Raw genomic sequence first — 19,345 nt, forward strand, 5'->3', positions numbered from 1 at the left:
ACGCAGCTGCAGTTAGTAGCGAGATAAGATTTCAGCTAACTCGCCACTTTGACGGAGTTCTGCCAGTGCTTGGTTAATGACGGGCAATAGCGCTTGTTGCTGATGGAATAAGCGCAGCGTTAATTCAAAGTGGTTGTTTTCTGCACTGATGTTTACGTTGTACTTTTTTTGCGCCAGATAATAATGAATAACCAGTGAGGGCATTACGGCAAAATCACAACGATTTTTATCCATCATTTCCAGCAGCTGTTGTTCATCCAGCGTGGTCATGGTTTGCGAGTTTTCAATCTCAGAATTGAACCCTAACATGACACAGCTTCGCTGCATGTTATCGGCGTTGCTGTAGTGTTTAGAGGTAACCATGCGCTCGCTCGAGCTCATAAAGGGATCGGAGTAAACCGAGGTGTTCACTTCGCTGATTTTGGATCGCCAAGAGGGATCAATGCCCGGCTCAATGTCCAGCAAGCCTTTGACCATATATAAGCGGATCCGCGCTTGCGGTAAGAAGCGGTAGTTGAACGACAGTTCCGTTCGGCGAGCAATCGCATCGAGTATATCGATGTAGATGCCTTTGGGCGGACTGGATTCTGTCGGTGCCCAGAAATAAGGGGGGCGCCCGTCTTGAATTAGACCGACTTGTAAGGTGACTGACTCTGCTTTGACCGGCACCAGCATCATGCCCAGTAGCAGCACTAACGGGAGAAAAATTTTGTTCGGCTGACCTAAGTCAAACATAGAGCGCAGTTCCTCTCAGTTACGTTGAGCCGATAGCAGGCAAGTGTAAACCGCAGATATCGCGGCGGTAGATTGTTAAATTGTACCTTAAACCGCCCGATTTTTTTATCGCCAAGGTGATGTATTTGCACTTTTTTCAGCGGAATTGGTGCCTCTCTGTGAACTGATTCACGAATTTAATTGGTTGTTTCTAGAAGGAGTTTCACCATGCTGCGGCGCGGGGTATTCAAGCGCCGATTGTTTCTTGCTGGCAGATGGGGGAAAATGGCGGGCTAAACTGTTTTATCAGTCCCTGTTTTGTCGGTATGGCCCAGTGCTGGCCGTACTCAGCCTTAAGAAGATAGCTATTAATGTCTAACTCCCCAGTTCAGCAGCAGGTCGACAAACGTCGGACTTTTGCCATTATTTCGCACCCGGATGCGGGTAAAACCACCATTACTGAGAAAGTATTGTTGTTTGGCCAAGCACTGCAAAAGGCCGGTACCGTTAAAGGTCGCGGGTCAGGCCAGCATGCTAAATCGGACTGGATGGAGATGGAAAAAGAGCGTGGGATCTCAGTAACCACCTCGGTAATGCAGTTCCCATTCAATCAGCGTTTGGTCAACCTGCTGGATACCCCAGGGCACGAGGACTTCTCTGAAGATACTTACCGTACCCTAACCGCCGTGGATTCATGCTTGATGGTGATCGACGCCGCGAAAGGGGTTGAGGATCGTACCCGTAAGTTGATGGAAGTGACGCGCCTGCGGGATACGCCAATCGTAACCTTCATGAATAAATTGGATCGCGACATTCGCGATCCAATGGAGCTGTTGGACGAAGTTGAGCACGAACTCAACATGATGTGCGCCCCTATCTCGTGGCCAATTGGCTGCGGTAAAGAGTTTAAAGGCGTGTATCACATCCACCGTGACGAAGTGATTCTGTACAAAACCGGCCAAGGCCACACCATTCAGGATAAGCAGATCGTGAAAGGCTTAGATAATTCTGAATTGGACGTTGCCGTTGGCGATGAACTGGCGGCGCAGCTGCGCGAAGAGATGGAACTGGTGCTGGGGGCCTCCAACGAATTCGATCTGGAGATGTTCCTGCAGGGCGAATTAACCCCAGTCTTCTTTGGTACCGCACTGGGTAACTTCGGTGTCGACCACATGTTGGATGGCTTAACTGAATGGGCACCAGCCCCGCAGCCACGCCAAGCCGATGCGCGTGAAGTGGTTGCTACTGAAGAGAAATTCAGCGGTTTCGTGTTTAAGATCCAAGCCAACATGGATCCAAAGCACCGCGATCGCATCGCATTCATGCGGATCTGTTCAGGTAAGTACAGCAAGGGCATGAAGATGCGCCATGTGCGCCTTGGTAAAGATGTCACCATTTCTGATGCCGTTACCTTTATGGCGGGGGATCGTAGCCATGCTGAGGAAGCCTACCCAGGTGACATCATTGGCTTGCATAACCACGGCACCATTCAGATTGGCGATACCTTTACCCAAGGGGAAGCGCTGAAGTTCACAGGGATCCCCAACTTTGCGCCAGAGATGTTCCGTCGCATTCGTTTGCGTGACCCATTGAAGCAAAAACAGTTGCTGAAGGGCTTGGTGCAGTTGTCGGAAGAGGGCGCCGTGCAGGTGTTCCGTCCGCTCAACACCAACGAACTGATTGTCGGCGCCGTGGGCGTGCTGCAGTTTGATGTGGTGGTGGCGCGCTTGAAGAGCGAATATAAGGTTGAAGCGATCTACGAGCCGATTAACGTTGCGACTGCCCGCTGGGTAGAGTGTGATGACGGTAAGAAACTGGATGAGTTTCAGCGTAAGGTTGCCACCAACTTGGCGCTGGATGGCGGTGATAACCTCACCTATATCGCCCCAACGATGGTTAACCTCAACCTTGCGGTAGAACGTTACCCAGACGTTACCTTCCGCAAGACTCGCGAGCATTAATCGCCGGTGCGACACGAGATCACGGGCAGCTTCGGCTGCCCGTTTTGTTATTGGCAGAACGATGGCTTAGCCCGGGAGTGAAGGTAATGATGGCTTGGATTGCCATGGGGTGGCAGCGCTACTGCCATTGGCTTAAACGCAATGGCCTTGATAACAGCCAGTGCCGCAGTTGCGTGCCATTAGATGAGCGCGCCCAGCGGGCGTTAAAGCGCGCCGATGATTGATAGCCATTGCCACTTAGATTTGCCGCCCCTGTTGGGGCAACTGGATGCGGTACTGGCGCGGGCGGCAGCGGCGGGGATCACGCAGATGCTGGTGCCGGCGGTAAATCGTGAACGCTGGCCACAGTTAGAGCAGCTCGCCCAGCGGCCCCAGTTGCAGGTAGCCATTGGCTTGCACCCTTGTTTTGCCCACAACGTCAGCGACGATCTGCAGCGGATGGCAGAGCGGTTGCGCTGCAGTCACCCGTTTATTGCCATTGGCGAATGTGGTTTAGATGCGGTGGCAGGGCAGTTGCCGATGTCACAACAATTGCTGTTGTGTCAGGCGCAATTGACGCTGGCGCAGCAGCATCAACTGCCTGTTATTTTACATGTCCGCTCAGCTCATAACGAAATGTTACAGCTTCTTAGTCGAACAAAACTGTTAGCTGGTGGCGTTGTACACGGTTTTAGCGGCAGCATTGAGTTGGCAACACAGTACATTCGCCACAATTTACATCTTGGTATTGGCGGTGTTTGCACCTACCCGCGAGCAAAAAAGACCCGTGCCATGGTGGCGCAATTGCCTCGGGAGTGGATGCTGTTTGAGACCGATAGTCCGGACATGCCTCTCAGTGGTCACCAAGGTCAACCCAATCAACCTCACCAAATTGCCAACATTGTGCGCGAGGTCGCCACCATTCGCGGCGAACCGATTGATTACTTGCATGCTATTCAACAGGAAAATTACCGCCGCTTGTTCCATATTGAGCACTTCTGACCGCTGAAAATAACGGTTGGTGCTATGGTTAGTCAGTCCGAATCGCGTCGTGCGGATGATTCACATGTGAACCAATGTGAAAAACTGGTCAAAATCTGACGTGAATTTAACTAAAAATCGCGTATAGGTCACATATCTGATCTGTGCCGATGCGAATTCCACTCTCTCGAGCAGTATACTCGACGCCGTTAAATAGCGAAGGCTATGTATCTTCGCCAATAACGTCCAGATAACAGAGGATAAAGGGTCAATGAATATTGTTATGAGTTTGGTAGGTGTCCTAGTCCTACTAGGCATCGCGTTACTGATGTCGAAAGACCGCAGCGCAATCAACTGGCGTACCGTGGGTGGCGCTTTTGCTATCCAAGCCGCGTTAGGTGGTTTTGTTCTTTACGTTCCATTCGGTAAAGACGTTCTGGGTGCAATCTCCCAGAAAGTGTCTTCCGTAATTGGCTATGCCAACGATGGTATCGGCTTCTTGTTCGGTGATTTGGCCAAGTTTAAAGTTGGTTTCATCTTTGCCATCAACGTTCTGCCAATCATCGTGTTCTTCTCTGCACTGATCGCAGTACTGTACTACCTGGGTGTAATGCAGTGGATCATTCGCATCATCGGTGGCGTACTGCAGAAAGCACTGGGCGTATCTCGTCCAGAAGCAATGTCTGCAACCGCGAACATCTTCGTTGGCCAAACCGAAGCTCCTCTGGTGGTACGTCCGTTCATCCCAACCATGACTCAGTCTGAGCTGTTCGCCATCATGACCGGTGGTCTGGCGTCAGTAGCGGGTTCTGTACTGGCGGGTTACGCTGGTTTGGGCGTGAAACTGGAATACCTGATTGCTGCATCCTTCATGGCAGCACCAGGTGGCCTGTTGATGGCGAAACTGATGCACCCAGAAACCGAAGAAGCCAAGCAAGACATGGCAGACATCGGCGAAGCAGACGACAAGCCTGCTAACGTACTGGACGCTGCAGCTGCGGGTGCCTCCTCTGGTATGCAACTGGCTCTGAACGTTGGCGCAATGCTGCTGGCCTTCATCGGTTTGATTGCCATGATCAACGGTATCATCGGCTGGGCTGGTGCACTGGTTGGTTACGATGGCCTGACTCTGGAAATGATCTTCGGCATTGTATTCCGTCCTCTGGCGTTCGCAATGGGTGTGCCTTGGCATGAAGCTGGTGTAGCTGGTTCCTTCATCGGTCAGAAGATCGTAGTGAACGAATTCGTTGCTTACATCAACTTTGCCCCGTACATCACTGGTGACTTGCTGATTGAAGGCGTGAAAATGTCTGACCGTACTCAAGCAATCATCTCCTTCGCACTGTGTGGTTTCGCAAACTTGAGCTCCATTGCGATTCTGCTGGGTGGTCTGGGCGCTATGGCTCCTAACCGTCGCAAAGACTTGGCTCAGCTGGGTATGCGTGCGGTAGTTGCTGGCTCTCTGTCTAACCTGATGAGTGCAACTCTGGCTGGTTTGTTCTTGGCGCTGTAAGCCCCAATAACACCCTGCTAATGAAACGGCCGCCTTGTGCGGCCGTTTTTGCGTTTGTAGGGCGTACTCTTTCTTATCTCCTCTGTTTTCTCGCCCCGCTGGTCAACCTGAGTCCGGTGCTGATTGCTCCCCCTTGCTGCTTCAGCCGCACCGTTTCCTGCATTTGTGACAAACAACAGTCAGCTCAATTGTTGAATTAACTTATGTTTCGCTGGAAATCCCCCAGTTCTGTGCAACTTTTAATCACTGAGGTTGAAGGCGAAGACTTTTAACCCGACTCACTAAGGAGATGTGATGATGAAAGCGATGCGATCTGGTTTGTTGTCGATGCTGTTATGCGGCGCGTTGGTGACCCCGGCCCATTCAGCAGACTACGTGTGGGGCTTTGCCGACATGAACGTTAACTGGTTGGATTGGACCTCTGACACCGAAGTGGACTCCGGTGGCTTTAAAGAGGACTTCTATTACCTTGAAATCGAAGGTGGGGCAGGGTTCGATTGGGGCGACGTTTACATGTTCTTCGATATGGAAAACACCTTTGAAGGCAACGACAGCCAAACCGCGGAAGATGGGAGCCAATTTCAGGGCAACGGTTCCTTCCGTATTGCCGCCAAGATCAGCGGTGGTTATAACATTTACAACAGCTGGCAACTTTACGCTCAATCTTATTACGCCATCGGTAATGGCTTTTACGACAGCACCAATGTGTTTGGCCTGCGATATGGGATCTTTACGGATTATGGCTTCTGGATGAAGCCGTTTTTAGGCTTGAATTACACTCGAACCCAAGATTGGACCGGGGTAAATGGCGGGATCTTAGGGTGGGTGTTTGGGTACGATTTCACCATGGGCGAGCAGCGCTTTTCGATCTCCAACTGGCATGAAACCGAATTCAGTCGGGACGATGGCTATGGGGGTTCCGGCAGTGAACGGGAATCATTAGGTCACAATGGCGCTTTAGCATTTTGGTGGCACTTGCCTAACAGCCCATTGACCACCGGCATTCAATACCGTTACTTCGAGAACAAGTTAGGCCAAGACGGCTACGGCGATGCCATTATTTATTCTTTGAAATACAACTTCTGAAGTTATTTAGTTCAAAACAGAGCAAAGAGTAGGCAAGCGCCTGCTCTTTTTTGTGAACTTTTTGGATACCACGCTTTCACAGAATTCACTGTTCTTCTCATTTTTAGACGCCTCATTGAACAAATAACAGCCCGAAGGCGACCAAAAGTGTCGACTGCGTCACGTTTTGTGACGTGTTTTCACATTCGCTGTTGTATTAAATTCCCTTAAATCTAGAATGCGAATCAACGGTCTTGCAGACCGAAAAACAATAATTAGTCCTTTAGATTTAAGGTAGGTTGATGATGATGAAGAAGTTAGCTGCAGCAGCCGTTCTGGCCGCACTATCCACCGGCGCCATGGCTGCCGATTACTCCGACGGCGACATCCACAAAGGCGACTACAAGTGGATGCAGTTTAACCTGATGCAATCTGTTGATGCTCGCATCCCATTTGGTTCTCAAGACACCACCTACCTGGAAATGGAATTCGGTGGTCGTTCTGGCATCTTCGACCTGTACGGTTACGTAGATTACTTTGACGTGTTGGGTCTGAGCGGCGATGACCGTGATGGCAGCGACAACATGTTCATGAAGCTGGCACCACGTATGTCTTTGGACGCACTGACCGGTAAAGACCTGTCTTTCGGTCCTGTTCAAGAAGTTTACCTGGCCAACGTAACCAACGTAGGTGACGGCGCTCTGGTTGACACTTACTGGGGTGTGGGTTCTGACGTAATGGTGCCTTGGTTAGGCAAAGTTGGCCTGAACGCCTACGCCCGCTACGTTGACGAAAACTACGGTGGCGCGAACGAGAACAAGTGGGATGGTTACATGATCTCCACTAACTGGTTCAAGCCGTTCATGTTCTTCAAGAACGACAGCTTCCTGTCTTACCAGGGTTACACCGACTACAAATTTGGCGCTGACGAAGTTGATGGCAACGGTGTAAACGCGAAAGAATCTCTGGAATCTTTCCACGGCATCTACTGGCACTCCGACCGCTTCGCAGCGGGTTACGGCCTGAAATACTTCTACAACATGGCGTTGGTTGAAGATGGCGGCGCTGGCGGTGACACCACCGGTTTCGGTCACTACTTTGCTGTTACTTACAAGTTCTAAGCTCGTTTAGCTTAAACTTGCCAAAAGGCCACCAGAAGGTGGCCTTTTTTGTTATTTCCCATGATAAAAATGTGAGCCAACCAAAATCTCTTGAGAGTTTGATTCAAGTCACATAACCAATTGCCAATTACCGTGAATCTTTGTTAATCTCAGATTGTCTCTGAGGGAAAACGGACTTTTCGCGATAGGGAACGGCAAGCCTAACTGCCGTCGATTTCGATCTTCATGGAACCAAGTCCTCGTTGCCAACTGAGTAACGAGCCTGAACGATTTGTGGTTATCTGATAGTCGCTTTGGAACAAGATTGATTACTCAAAGTTGGTGACTGAACTTATCTATACTGCTATTGAAATCCGAATTTGGAGAACACCATGAGCGATCTGAACGCTGCAGCACAACGTGCTTTAACCCTGATGGATCTGACCACTTTGAACGATGACGACACCGATCAAAAAGTGATCGAGTTGTGTCACAAAGCCAAGTCTCCAGCTGGCAACACCGCTGCCATCTGCATCTACCCTCGTTTTATCCCTATCGCGCGTAAGACCCTGCGTGAAATCGGCGCCGAAGGCGTACAGATCGCAACCGTGACCAACTTCCCACACGGTAACGACGACATCGCGATTGCAGTAGCAGAAACCAAAGCTGCTGTTGCTTACGGTGCTGATGAAGTGGATGTGGTATTCCCATACCGCGCGCTGATGGCAGGTAACGAAGAGATCGGTTTTGAACTGGTTAAAGCCTGTAAAGAAGCGTGTGGCGATGTGCTGCTGAAAGTGATCATCGAATCTGGTGTACTGCAAGACGAAGCCCTGATCCGCAAAGCGTCTGAGCTGTCTATCGATGCCGGTGCTGATTTCATCAAAACCTCTACCGGTAAAGTTGAAGTAAACGCCACCATCGAAGCCGCTCGCATCATGATGGAAGTGATCAAAGCTAAGAACACCAAAGTTGGCTTTAAGCCTGCTGGTGGCGTACGTGACGCCGAGCAAGCGGCACTGTTCTTGAACACTGCAGCGGAAATTCTGGGTAACGATTGGGTTTCCCCACGTACCTTCCGCTTCGGCGCATCCAGCTTGCTGGCAAGCCTGCTGGCAACCTTAGGCCACGGCGAAAAGCCAGCGGGTAATCAAGGTTACTAATTTTTGAAAAGGAAGCGACGGTGGTCGCTTCCTTTTTGACTTTGGAGGCACGGATGTTTTTAGCTCAAGACATTATTAAGAAAAAACGTGATAACCAGCCATTAAGCGCTGATGAGATCAAGTTTTTTACCCAAGGCATTGCTGATGGCAGCATCAGTGAAGGCCAAATTGCTGCCTTTGCGATGGCGGTATTCTTCAATGACATGACCATGCCAGAGCGTATCGCTTTGACCGAAGGGACTCGCGATTCCGGCATGGTGCTGGATTGGAGCGGGTACAACTTCGATGGTCCTATCCTCGACAAGCACTCTACCGGTGGCGTGGGCGACTGCGTCTCGCTGATGCTGGGCCCAATGATCGCCGCTTGTGGTGCGTACGTACCGATGATCTCTGGCCGTGGCCTGGGCCACACCGGCGGCACCTTGGATAAGTTAGAGTCGATCCCGGGTTACAACATCGAACCGAGCAACGAGATCTTCGGTAAAGTGGTGGGTGAGGCAGGCGTGGCCATTATTGGCCAAACCGGCGACTTAGCCCCTGCGGATAAGCGTTTTTACGCTACCCGCGACGTAACCGCCACCGTGGATTCCATCTCTCTGATCACCGCTTCTATCCTTGGTAAGAAGCTGGCGGCGGGTTTGGATGCGTTGGTCATGGACGTCAAAGTGGGTTCTGGCGCCTTTATGCCAACCTACGAGCTGTCTGAGCAATTGGCGCAAAGCATTGCTGATGTGGCCAACGGTGCTGGTGTGCCCACCTCGGCGCTCTTGACCGACATGAACCAAGTGCTGGCATCCAGCGCGGGTAATGCCGTTGAGATCCGCGAAGCGGTGCAATACTTAACGGGTGAATACCGCAACCCACGTTTACACGAAGTCACCATGACCCAAGCGGCCGAGCTGCTGGTGCTGGGCAAATTGGCCGATAGCCAAGAGCACGCACTAGAAAAGCTGCAAGCGGTACTGGATAACGGCCAAGCGGCTGAGCGCTTTGGTAAGATGGTAACCGGTTTGGGTGGCCCTGCTGACTTTATGCAGCGCTACGACGAATACCTGCCAAAAGCCAATGTGGTTAAGCCCGTATTTGCCGAAACCGACGGCATTGTGCAAGCAATGGACGGCACTGCCATTGGCATGGCCGTGGTTGGTTTAGGTGGCGGTCGTCGCGTGGCGGCAGACAGCATCGATCACAGCGTTGGCTACGATAATATTGTTGCCATCGGTGCCAGCGTAAACGCAGACGCGCCATTAGCGATGCTGCACGCTAAAGATGAATCAAGCTGGACCGAAGGCGCCGCTGCATTGCGTGCTGCCATCACTGTTGGTGCTGATACCCCAGCCCCAGCCCAGCAAGTTTACCGCGTTATTCGCGGCAGCTAATTGTAAGGAGCACGAGATGTCTCGAGCGATTATTTTAATGATGGACTCGTTTGGCGTTGGCGAAACTGCCGATGCAGACAAGTTTGGTGATGTCGGTTCCGACACCTTTGGCCACATTGCCAAAGAGTGTGCTGAAGGCCGTGCTGAAGTGGGCCGTAGTGGGGCATTAACCCTGCCGAACCTAAGCAAGCTGGGTCTTGCTCACTTGGGTGCCGAGAGCACCGGCAGCGCCCCTGCTGGCTTCGATATGAGCATTGAGCCGACAGGCGCCTATGGTTTTGCTGCTGAGCTGTCCTCTGGTAAGGACACCCCAAGCGGCCACTGGGAAATGGCGGGTGTACCCGTGCTGTACGATTGGGGTTACTTCTCTGATCTGGAAAACAGCTTCCCACAGGAACTGACCGACAAAATTTTGAAGCGCGCTGGACTGGATCGCTTTATCGGCAACTGCCACGCATCTGGTACCGCGATCCTAGAACGCTTAGGTGAAGAACATATGCGCACTGGCGCTCCTATCTTCTACACCTCTGCCGATAGCGTGTTCCAAATTGCCTGTCACGAAGAAACCTTCGGTCTGGAAAACCTGTACGAGCTGTGCAAAATCACCCGCGAAGAACTAGAGCCTTACAACATCGGCCGCGTTATCGCGCGCCCATTTGTTGGCACCAGCGCGATGGATTTTGCCCGTACCGGTAACCGTAAAGACTACGCCGTTGAGCCACCAGCAGAGACGCTGCTGGACAAATTGGCTGCCGCTGGCGGTGAAGTTATCTCTGTGGGCAAAATTGCCGACATTTACGCCCATCGCGGCGTAACGCAAAAAATCAAAGCCACTGGCTTAGAAGCATTATGGGACGCCACCTTAACGGCGGTTGATAATGCTGAAGACAACAGCTTGGTGTTTACCAACTTTGTCGATTTCGATTCCTCCTACGGCCACCGTCGTGACATTACCGGTTACGCCAAAGCCTTGGAGTACTTCGATACTCGTTTACCAGAGATCTTCGGTAAGCTGAAAGAGGGCGATGTAGTGATCATTACGGCTGATCACGGTTGCGACCCGACTTGGAGCGGCACCGATCATACTCGTGAGCACGTACCAGTGATCGCCTTTGGTCCTGGTGTTAAAGCCGGTTCTCTGGGTAAACGCGACAGCTTTGCTGATATCGGTCAGTCGTTGGCAAGCCACTTAGGCTTGGCACCACTTGATTACGGCAAATCCTTTTTATAACTCAATATTGGGGTCAATATTCAATGGCAACTCCGCACATTAATGCAGTAGACGGCGCTTTCGCTGAAACCGTACTTTTCCCTGGCGATCCGCTGCGCGCTAAGTACATCGCTGAAACCTTCTTAGAAGACGTAGTTCAGGTAACTGACGTACGTAACATGCTGGGCTTCACCGGTACTTACAAAGGCAAGAAAGTGTCTGTAATGGGCTCTGGCATGGGGATCCCATCTTGCTCTATCTACGCCAAGGAACTGATCACCGAGTACGGTGTTAAGAACCTGATCCGCGTTGGTTCTTGTGGCGCTATCTCTACCGACGTAAAAGTACGTGACGTGATCATCGGCATGGGTGCTTGCACCGATTCTGGCGTTAACCGTACCCGTTTCAAAGGTTACGATTTCGCCGCTATCGCTGACTACGGCCTACTGTCTAACGTGGTTAAGGCCGCTGACGCTGCCAACATCGACGTTAAAGTAGGTAACATCTACTCTGCAGATCTGTTCTACACCCCAGACGGCGAAATGTTCGACGTAATGGAAAAAATGAACGTATTGGGCGTAGAGATGGAAGCCGCTGGCCTGTACGGCGTTGCAGCGGAATACGGCGCGAACGCGTTGTGTGTAGTAACCGTATCTGATCACATCCGTACTGGTGAAGCGACCACCGCTGAAGAGCGTCAAACCACCTTTAACGACATGATCGTGATGACTCTGGAATCGGTACTGTAAGTACGATGTTGTCGGCCTAAGGGCCAGACGCCAGAATAAAGAAGGGCGGCCATTAGGCCGCCCTTTTTGTTGTTGCTGTCGCTTTAGTCGGTTTTCTTACTGGCTTTAATCTGTTTGGCGCGCAGTCGCAACCAGCTGATCCGCGCCCGTTTAAACGAAAACGCCCGCGCCAATAAAAAACCAATTAAGCCGCTGCTGAGCAACAACAAGCCCAATTGTTGCTGTTGTTGGCGATGCAACAACCGCCCCTCTTTTTGCAGCAAGGTGCTGTTGATCCGCAGCCGCAGGTAGCCGTAGGCTTGCTGCTGTTGAGCCACCGCAATGGTGTAGGGGGCAAAGTGCTGCAGCGCTTGCTCGATGCGCTCTTGCTCGGGCAGTTGCGCTTCCGGAAACAAACTCTGGGCGCTGGCCAGCTTGTGGCCTTGGTAGTTAAACACCGTGGCTGACACCACCTCGGGCTCGCTAACCAGATTTTGCACCAACCATTGCAGCAGCTCGTCGTCATCGCTTTTTAATGCCGTGGCGGCACTGTGGGACGCTTGCTTAAGCAGTTGATCGGTAACTCGCTGGCCTTGGCGTTCTAACAGTTGCTCCACCTGGGTGCGTTGCTGCTGCCACAGCAACAAGATGGTGATCAGCAGCGTCAGTGCCAATAACACTTGGGCAAGGCGAGGCAAGATAATATTACGGCGGCGAGGCGATGAACTCATAAGGTTCCCAACGGTTCTGGCTTTTTATAATGTGTCATGGCAATTGTACTTTGTTATAGATCTACTACAGCGTCGAAAAGGATCTTGCCTGCAGCTTGCGTTAAATCCGCGGCTTGGGCAAACATTTCGTGAAAATGCCATCGTGAGCAAAAACAAGGGATTAGCATTATGTCAGCGACAACAACAGCGCAAGGCCAGTGGCAGCCACACCTGCCAGCAACCGCGCTTATTGGCCAACAGTTGGCGCAATACCAAGCGCCAGCGTTACAACAGTTGGTGGCGGATCATAATGTCTTGGGCCAGCTAGAGCGTAAGATCTGGCAAGGGGAAGCCCCAGCAACATTGCCAAGCAGCAATCACGAGGCCGAATGGGTGCGTTTGCCCGCGCAGTTACCGCAGTTAAGTCAGCCTGGTTTGCTGTTGATGGACATGGACTCCACCGCCATTCAGATTGAGTGCATTGATGAAATTGCCCGTCGCGGTGGTTGTTATCAGCAGGTGGCTGCAGTTACGGAGCAGGCGATGCAGGGGCAGTTGGATTTTGTCACGGCGTTGCGACAGCGTGTTTCGTTGCTGCGGGGCATACCGGCGACGGTGCTGACCGACATTGCCGCTGAGTTGCCGTTGATGCCGGGGTTGATCCGCTTGTGTCAGCAGTTGCATCAGCAGGGGTGGGTGATTGCGATTGCCTCGGGCGGGTTTAACGCCATTGCGTCGGTCTTGGCGGCGCAGCTGCAACTGGATTATTTCGAGGCGAACGATTTAGAGCAGATCGATGGTTTGCTCAGTGGCGAGTTGCTTGGTGGCATAGTGGACGCCGAGCGTAAGGCGCAGATCTTGGTTGAGCTGGGGGCGCGCTATCGCATTCCGGCCCAGCAGTGGGTGGCGGTTGGCGATGGTGCGAACGATCTGCCGATGCTGGCGGCGGCGCAGCTGGGGGTGGGGTTTCATGCCAAGCCAGCCGTGGCCAAGCAAGCGGATGTGGCCATCAACCAGCTGGGACTGGATGCCATTTTGGCGCTGCTGCGGCCTTAATGCTGGTGTGACCAAAGAGAGCGGCAGCGTAGCGCTGCCGACTTGGCACCTTAAGCCGCAACTCTGAATGGGTCGCTTTATGTCAGCCCAGCGTGGGCTGGCAATAACCCCTCTAACCCCGCACGGCATAATAGCTCGGCACTGATGTCGAGCATCATGCCGCAGCCTTGCACCTGCCACAGCACCGCTTCTAATTCTCTGGCGCGGTGCAACGCATGGCCGCTGATGGCGGACAGATCCGCTTGCAGGTAGTCCAGATCCGGTTTGTCGGCGCCGTGCAGCTCTATCTGCAGTCCCAGCAGCCTTTTCTGGGCGATGGTTTTCAGCAAAAACTTACGCAACGCGACCGGATCCGCCTGTTCAACCGCCATAAACTGTGCCGGTTCATTCGGCTGTGGTAAAGCGATGGCCAACTGCAGGGTTTGTGCTTGCAGCGGCGCTAGCTTGGCGGCAGCAGCCACTAGGGCGGCCACCGGTGGGTGGCTAAGCAACCACTGCAGCGACAATGGCGTTTTGCCTTGGGGGTTAAGCTTGCTCAGCAGCGGCAGCTTGGCGTTAGAGCAGCCGATCAGATCCGCCACGCAGTGGTTGTTGCGTTTATGCACAAAAAACGGCAACCCCGGCAGGCGCGGCAGGGTAAGATTCTTGATGCTTTCCACCAGTTGTCGATGCTGCTTCGAACTGCTGACTTCCATCAACTGATCGCTGTTTTTTTCCAGCAGATCGGCAATGAATTTTTGGCCGTTATGGGGCTTACCATCCATGCTATGCAGTCGAATCGTGAGCCTGTCGGGGCTGTCCCCCACCACTTCATAGGGCAGGCCGGTGAGCTTAATCTTGCCCGCCATCTGCTGCAATTGCGGCAACTCAACCTCGACCGGCTTATCGGCTTTAAAGGGGTGCGAGCTGGCAAACTGCAAGCGCATGCCGTGGGGTGAAATATCAACGCTTTGGGCGTCCATGCTGGTGGTAAAGCCTTGGCTTACCCGCACGATGGTACTGAGATTAAAACGCGCTTCGCGGCGCAGATCTTGGTGCAAACTGGCGATGGTGCGAATGCTGCTTTCGTGTTGACGGATCATGCCAAAGCGGCGTAGCTGGTTGGGATCTTGGCCAGCGATGCGTTGTTGGTAGCAGCTTGGCTCGATGGGCAGCGGCTGTATGGTCACCAGTAACGAGGCTTCCAGCATTTGCTGCAGCACCAGCGGTTCGAATGGCTGCGAACTGATGGGGTTACGCAGCGCTCGATTCAGATCAATTTGGTTCACGCTGTGCTGCGCTAATTGATGTAAGCGGAAGCTCGGCTGGCTGGCGGCCATTTGCAAGAACGCATCCACCATGTTGATCTGCTGCAGCTCCGCTAAGGTGGCGCTAAAGAACAGCGTTTGCCCTTGTTGCTGGATGTGAAAACTGTACAGCAAACCGTGGGCTAAATTGTCGGGGCACTGCTGCAGCCGTGCGATGCGGTCGTGGCTTAATATCGCCGCGAGCTGGCTGATCCCTTCTTCGTTGCACCAGTAGTTATGGCATTCCTGATTGCGCTGGGTTTGCAAGGTGATCAACGGCTGCAGCTGCTGCTCGGCTTCTTTAAAGGCCACCGCTAACGATTCGATGGTCGGCAGCAGGTGGCGTTCGTAACCGTGGCTGCGGGTGGTGGCCAGCAGATGGTTGATCTCCGGCACCGTCCGCAGGCTGTTGGCTTGCAGTACCCGTTCGAGTTCCTGATCTTGCGCTTCGTTGCCGTTAATGCGGCGCAGGCGCAAATATTGGTAACCACGGCGGGATTCCGTATGCACCAGCTGGTATTGCAGGCCATGATCCAGCACCGGCAGCACAAATTCTTTGCTGAGGGCAGTAAAGTGCACGGTGATGGGGTGGTTGGCGGCGATGCGAAACTCAGGATCGGTACGCACCTTACAGCCGCCCACCGACAGATCCAAGGTTAAGCCAACCTGCTTCTGGTTGGCGTTTTGCCATAGGGCAATTTCAGTACTGAACGTGCGGCGCACTTCGCGGCGCATCACGTAGTACCCCAGCGCCATCATCTCCATCTCGCCGACATTAAGGTTATTCGTGAGTTCGCTGCTGGGCGCTATCGCTTGCGGTTTACGTACGTTGGCCAGCAATTCCTCAACCGCGCCTACGGTTAAGCGATTGCCATACAGTTTCACCAACTGCTGTAATTGCTGGCGCAGCGGCTGAGTCAGGAAATGCACCACCCCACCCACTTCAACCTGTTCGCAGGGGGCCGTCACTTTATTACGCAGATCGATGCTCTGATTGCTGCTCTGATTGAGTCGATTGACTTCCATCTTCAGCAAAAAACGGTCGGTGCGGGGCAGATCTTGAGTCACTTGCTCAAACAGATTATCAAAATCGTCGTGTTGCAAAATGGGCTTAAGCTGCTCGATCAGTGCTTGGTGTTGTTCCATTGGCCTTCGTAATAGTGGCTGCGATAGCGGGGTTAAAGTGGCGTTGCCTGAGCGGGCTTCATCCTAACAATGAAGCACGACAGACTATAGCGATTTTATCTGGCGTGATTGCCATAGAGCCAAGTGGAATTTGGCTTGGTATCATGCCGCTATTATACCATCGACCGATATTCCAATGGCTAAAGCAAAATCTGCCTACGTTTGTAACGATTGCGGCTCAGATCACCCCCGCTGGCAAGGGCAATGTAACGCCTGTCATGCTTGGAACACCCTTACCGAAGTGCGTTTGTCGGCGGCCAAAACCAGCCGCAGCAACGATCGCTACAGCGGCTACGCTGGCAGCGCCGATTCCAAAGTGCAAACCCTTAATGAGATCGATCTTTCGGAGCTGCCGCGTTTTGCCAGCGGCTATTCCGAACTGGATCGAGTGCTGGGCGGCGGCATTGTGCCGGGGTCGGCCATTTTGATTGGCGGCAGTCCCGGCGCCGGTAAATCCACCCTGTTGCTGCAGGTGATGTGTCAGCTGTCGCAGCAGATGGGGGCGTTGTACGTCACCGGTGAAGAGTCGCTGCAGCAAGTGGCGATGCGCGCTAACCGCCTGTCGTTGCCCACCGACAAGCTGAAAATGCTGTCGGAAACCTCGGTTGAGCAGCTGTGCTTAATTGCCGAAAAAGAGCGGCCAGCGATCATGGTGATCGACTCGATTCAGGTGATGCACATGGCCGACGTGCAATCGGCGCCGGGCAGCGTGGCGCAGGTACGGGAAAGCGCCGCTTACCTGACCCGCTTTGCCAAGCAAAACAACGTGGCCATCTTTATGGTTGGCCACGTCACCAAAGATGGCAGCTTGGCGGGGCCAAAAGTGTTGGAGCACTGCATCGATTGTTCGGTGCTGCTTGATGGCAACACCGACAGCCGCTACCGCACCATGCGCAGCCATAAAAACCGCTTTGGCGCCGTTAACGAACTGGGGGTGTTCGCCATGACCGGCACCGGCCTCAAAGAGGTGGCGAACCCTTCGGCCATCTTCCTTTCCCGTGGTGAAGAACAAGCGCCGGGCAGCGTGGTGATGGTGATTTGGGAAGGCACGCGGCCGCTGTTGGTGGAGCTGCAAGCCTTGGTCGATCACAGCCAGCTGGGCAATCCTCGCCGCATTGCGGTGGGGCTGGATCAAAACCGATTGGCGATGTTGCTGGCGGTGTTGCACCGTCATGGCGGCTTAATGATGTCCGATCAGGATGTGTACGCCAATGTCGTGGGGGGGGTTAAAGTGACCGAAACCAGCGCCGATTTAGCGCTGCTGTTGGCGATGGTCTCCAGCTTCCGTGATCATACCTTGCCACGGGAATTGGTGGTGTTTGGTGAAGTGGGCTTGTCTGGTGAGATCCGCCCAGTTAATAATGGCTTAGAACGATTAAATGAAGCGGCCAAACACGGCTTTACCCGCGCGATTGTGCCTAAAGGCAATGCGCCACGGCAGCCGATTGAGGGCTTAGAAGTGATTGCCGTAAGCAAGTTGGCTGACGCGCTAGACGCAATCTAACGGACTGGAAGAGAAATCATGTTTACAAAATTAATGGCCTCGGTGGGCATTGGTGCCGCCAAGGTGGATACCTTGATCCTAACTGAGCAGCTGCAGCCAGGGCAGCCGTTCGAGATTGAGATTGTGATTACCGGCGGCAACGTTGAGCAGCAGATCAACGGCTTGCACTTGGCGCTGATGGCCCAAGCGGAAGTGGAATCGGGGGATCGCGAAGGGCTGCAGTCGCTGATTTTGCACGATTGGGCTTTGGATGAATCCTTCACCATTGCCGCAGGCGAAGAGGTGCGGGATCAGTTTCAATTGCAGCTGCCGGAGGAAACCCCAATTACGCTGCTGCCCCGTTGCCGTAATCAAACCCGCGTGTGGCTGCAAACTGGGCTCGATATTGCCAGTGGCAAAGATGGCAGCGATCGCGACTTTTTGCCGATCGCCCCTACCGCCACCATGAGCAACGTTATCACCGCGATGGCGCAGTGTGGCTTTAGCCTGTACAGCGCCGACATTGAAAAAGGCAACCTGCACGGCGATGGTTTTCAGTCCAGCATTGGCTGTTACCAAGAGCTGGAGTTTCGCCCCAGTGGCTTCGGTGGTTTCAGCATTAAAGAGGTGGAAGTCTCCTTTGTGCTGCAAGGGGGGATCACCCACGTCATGTTGGAAGTGGATCGTCGTTTCAGTGGCGACGGCCTGTTGTGCCTGCACCTTGATGACAACAGCAGCGTGGCCGATGCCGCCGAACAGATCCGGCAACGGTTGCGACTGTAATCTGGCGCTTGAAGCCGCCAGCAGACATGCCCGCCAGCGATGCTTGCGGGCATTTTTTATGGCCGCGGTTTCCCGTCACTCGGCTTGAGTTGGGCAGCGGGGATGCCATGGTGGCTATGGCGTCTGCGACCAAAGTCTGGTTAGACCAGTGAATCTGAATCGGGCTGATGTCGATGCAAACCGCGGCCACGATGGCTTTGGCGGCATCCGAGGGTGGCAGCTTAGCGACAGCCCCACGCGGCTTGGCGGTTTTATCGATTCGCTTCTGATTGCGATGTGGCATGGTAGGGCATGATAGAAGGAAGGTAGCGGCAGCGATTGCGTTACCGCAGTGACGGCACGGAGCATTTAGCACACCCCTATGGCGCATTTAGATAAGTTGATCATTGCCGATGATCACCCGCTGTTTCAGCAAGCCTTATATGGCTTGTTAAGCCAGCAATACCCCAACGCACAGGCGCTGTGCGCGAACAGCGCTGCAGAACTGAAGCAGCTGCTGCAACAGCATCTGGATGTGGAGCTGGTTTTGCTGGATCTGAACCTGTCTGACAGCAACGGCTTTGCCACCTTGGCGATGTTACGGCGGCAGTATCCACAGCTTGGCGTGATCGTGGTTTCTGGGCAGGGCGATGGCAACAGCATCAATCGCGCCATGCAATTAGGCGCCAGCGGCTTTGTGCCGAAATCCGAGCCGGTTGAGCACATTGTGGCCGCGATTGATACGGTGTTGTTGGGGCTTACTTGGTTGCCGGATGGGGTTAGCCTTAGCCCCGATCCACAACTGGATGAGATGGTGCAGCGCATCGACAGCCTGTCGAAACAGCAGCATAAAATTCTGTTGATGTTCGCGGAAGGCTTGCTCAATAAGCAGATCGCCGCCCAGTTAGGGCTATCGGAAGCCACCATTAAAGCCCACGCCAGTGCCATCTTTTTAAAGCTGGGGGTGCGCACCCGAACCCAAGCGGTGATCGCCTTTAATCAAAGCCAGCAAGAACCCAGCTATGGCTAACTGACGCCTGCCATTGTGTGTCGCTGTTTTTTCCTCTGCC

17 protein-coding genes are annotated in these 19,345 nt (G+C 53.3%); 14 read left to right on the top strand and 3 right to left on the bottom strand.

The features are described 5' to 3' along the window. Positions 1–12: 12 nt before the first annotated feature. Positions 13–735 carry a transporter substrate-binding domain-containing protein gene (locus tag Q0796_RS06620; protein ID WP_298441323.1) on the bottom strand — a complete coding sequence of 241 codons (723 nt, stop codon included), beginning with the start codon at positions 733–735 and terminating at the stop codon, positions 13–15. 350 nt (positions 736–1,085) lie between these two features. On the opposite strand from Q0796_RS06620, the gene prfC reads away from it, so the two are divergent. From prfC to deoD, 10 genes are all read left to right on the top strand, one after another. Continuing rightward, positions 1,086–2,675, top strand: a complete 1,590-nt coding sequence (gene prfC / locus Q0796_RS06625; protein ID WP_298441325.1) for a peptide chain release factor 3 — start codon at positions 1,086–1,088, stop codon at positions 2,673–2,675. A gap of 86 nt (positions 2,676–2,761) precedes the next feature. Next, positions 2,762–2,899 carry a DUF5363 family protein gene (locus Q0796_RS06630; protein ID WP_298441327.1) on the top strand — a complete coding sequence of 46 codons (138 nt, stop codon included), beginning with the start codon at positions 2,762–2,764 and terminating at the stop codon, positions 2,897–2,899. Beyond that, positions 2,892–3,656, top strand: coding sequence for a TatD family hydrolase (locus Q0796_RS06635; RefSeq protein WP_298441329.1), 765 nt, complete (start codon positions 2,892–2,894; stop codon positions 3,654–3,656). The genes Q0796_RS06630 and Q0796_RS06635 overlap by 8 nt, the downstream gene beginning before the upstream one ends. Before the next feature lie 250 nt (positions 3,657–3,906). Continuing rightward, entirely contained in the window at positions 3,907–5,148 is a 1,242-nt protein-coding gene (locus tag Q0796_RS06640) for a NupC/NupG family nucleoside CNT transporter (RefSeq protein ID WP_298441331.1), read from the top strand. 297 nt (positions 5,149–5,445) lie between these two features. Next, the gene (locus Q0796_RS06645; protein WP_298441333.1) at positions 5,446–6,234 is read left to right on the top strand and encodes an outer membrane protein OmpK; all 789 of its coding nucleotides are present in this window, start codon (positions 5,446–5,448) and stop codon (positions 6,232–6,234) included. A gap of 284 nt (positions 6,235–6,518) precedes the next feature. After that, positions 6,519–7,334 (top strand): outer membrane protein OmpK, encoded by an 816-nt coding sequence (locus Q0796_RS06650; protein WP_298441368.1) that lies wholly within the window; start codon positions 6,519–6,521, stop codon positions 7,332–7,334. Positions 7,335–7,705: 371 nt separating this feature from the next. Next, the gene (deoC, locus tag Q0796_RS06655) at positions 7,706–8,476 is read left to right on the top strand and encodes a deoxyribose-phosphate aldolase (RefSeq protein WP_298441335.1); all 771 of its coding nucleotides are present in this window, start codon (positions 7,706–7,708) and stop codon (positions 8,474–8,476) included. Positions 8,477–8,529: 53 nt separating this feature from the next. Beyond that, on the top strand, positions 8,530–9,855 hold the full coding sequence (gene deoA / locus Q0796_RS06660) for a thymidine phosphorylase (protein WP_298441337.1): 1,326 nt from the start codon (positions 8,530–8,532) through the stop codon (positions 9,853–9,855). A gap of 16 nt (positions 9,856–9,871) precedes the next feature. Beyond that, on the top strand, positions 9,872–11,086 hold the full coding sequence (locus tag Q0796_RS06665) for a phosphopentomutase (RefSeq protein WP_298441339.1): 1,215 nt from the start codon (positions 9,872–9,874) through the stop codon (positions 11,084–11,086). A gap of 23 nt (positions 11,087–11,109) precedes the next feature. Continuing rightward, the gene (gene deoD / locus Q0796_RS06670) at positions 11,110–11,814 is read left to right on the top strand and encodes a purine-nucleoside phosphorylase (RefSeq protein ID WP_298441340.1); all 705 of its coding nucleotides are present in this window, start codon (positions 11,110–11,112) and stop codon (positions 11,812–11,814) included. 83 nt (positions 11,815–11,897) lie between these two features. Here the strand turns inward: deoD and Q0796_RS06675 are convergent, their stop codons facing one another. Continuing rightward, a complete protein-coding gene (locus tag Q0796_RS06675) occupies positions 11,898–12,524 on the bottom strand; it encodes an AhpA/YtjB family protein (RefSeq protein ID WP_298441341.1) in 627 nt (208 codons plus the stop codon). Between the two features lie 168 nt (positions 12,525–12,692). On the opposite strand from Q0796_RS06675, the gene serB reads away from it, so the two are divergent. Continuing rightward, a complete protein-coding gene (gene serB, locus Q0796_RS06680) occupies positions 12,693–13,559 on the top strand; it encodes a phosphoserine phosphatase SerB (RefSeq protein WP_298441343.1) in 867 nt (288 codons plus the stop codon). Positions 13,560–13,636: 77 nt separating this feature from the next. On the opposite strand, the gene Q0796_RS06685 is transcribed toward serB, so the two are convergent. Continuing rightward, the gene (locus Q0796_RS06685) at positions 13,637–15,991 is read right to left on the bottom strand and encodes a PilZ domain-containing protein (RefSeq protein ID WP_298441345.1); all 2,355 of its coding nucleotides are present in this window, start codon (positions 15,989–15,991) and stop codon (positions 13,637–13,639) included. A 175-nt stretch (positions 15,992–16,166) separates the two neighbouring features. Between Q0796_RS06685 and radA the strand changes: the two genes are divergently transcribed. From radA to Q0796_RS06700, 3 genes are all read left to right on the top strand, one after another. After that, complete coding sequence (radA, locus tag Q0796_RS06690; RefSeq protein ID WP_298441346.1) at positions 16,167–17,534, top strand: DNA repair protein RadA; 1,368 nt, start codon at positions 16,167–16,169, stop codon at positions 17,532–17,534. An 18-nt stretch (positions 17,535–17,552) separates the two neighbouring features. After that, positions 17,553–18,296 (top strand): sporulation protein, encoded by a 744-nt coding sequence (locus Q0796_RS06695; protein WP_298441348.1) that lies wholly within the window; start codon positions 17,553–17,555, stop codon positions 18,294–18,296. A 361-nt stretch (positions 18,297–18,657) separates the two neighbouring features. Continuing rightward, positions 18,658–19,305: a response regulator transcription factor gene (locus Q0796_RS06700; RefSeq protein WP_298441350.1), complete on the top strand. Its 648-nt coding sequence runs from the start codon at positions 18,658–18,660 to the stop codon at positions 19,303–19,305. Positions 19,306–19,345 lie beyond the last annotated feature (40 nt).

The sequence above is a fragment of the uncultured Ferrimonas sp. genome (genome assembly GCF_947489035.1).
Taxonomy (GTDB): domain Bacteria; phylum Pseudomonadota; class Gammaproteobacteria; order Enterobacterales; family Shewanellaceae; genus Ferrimonas.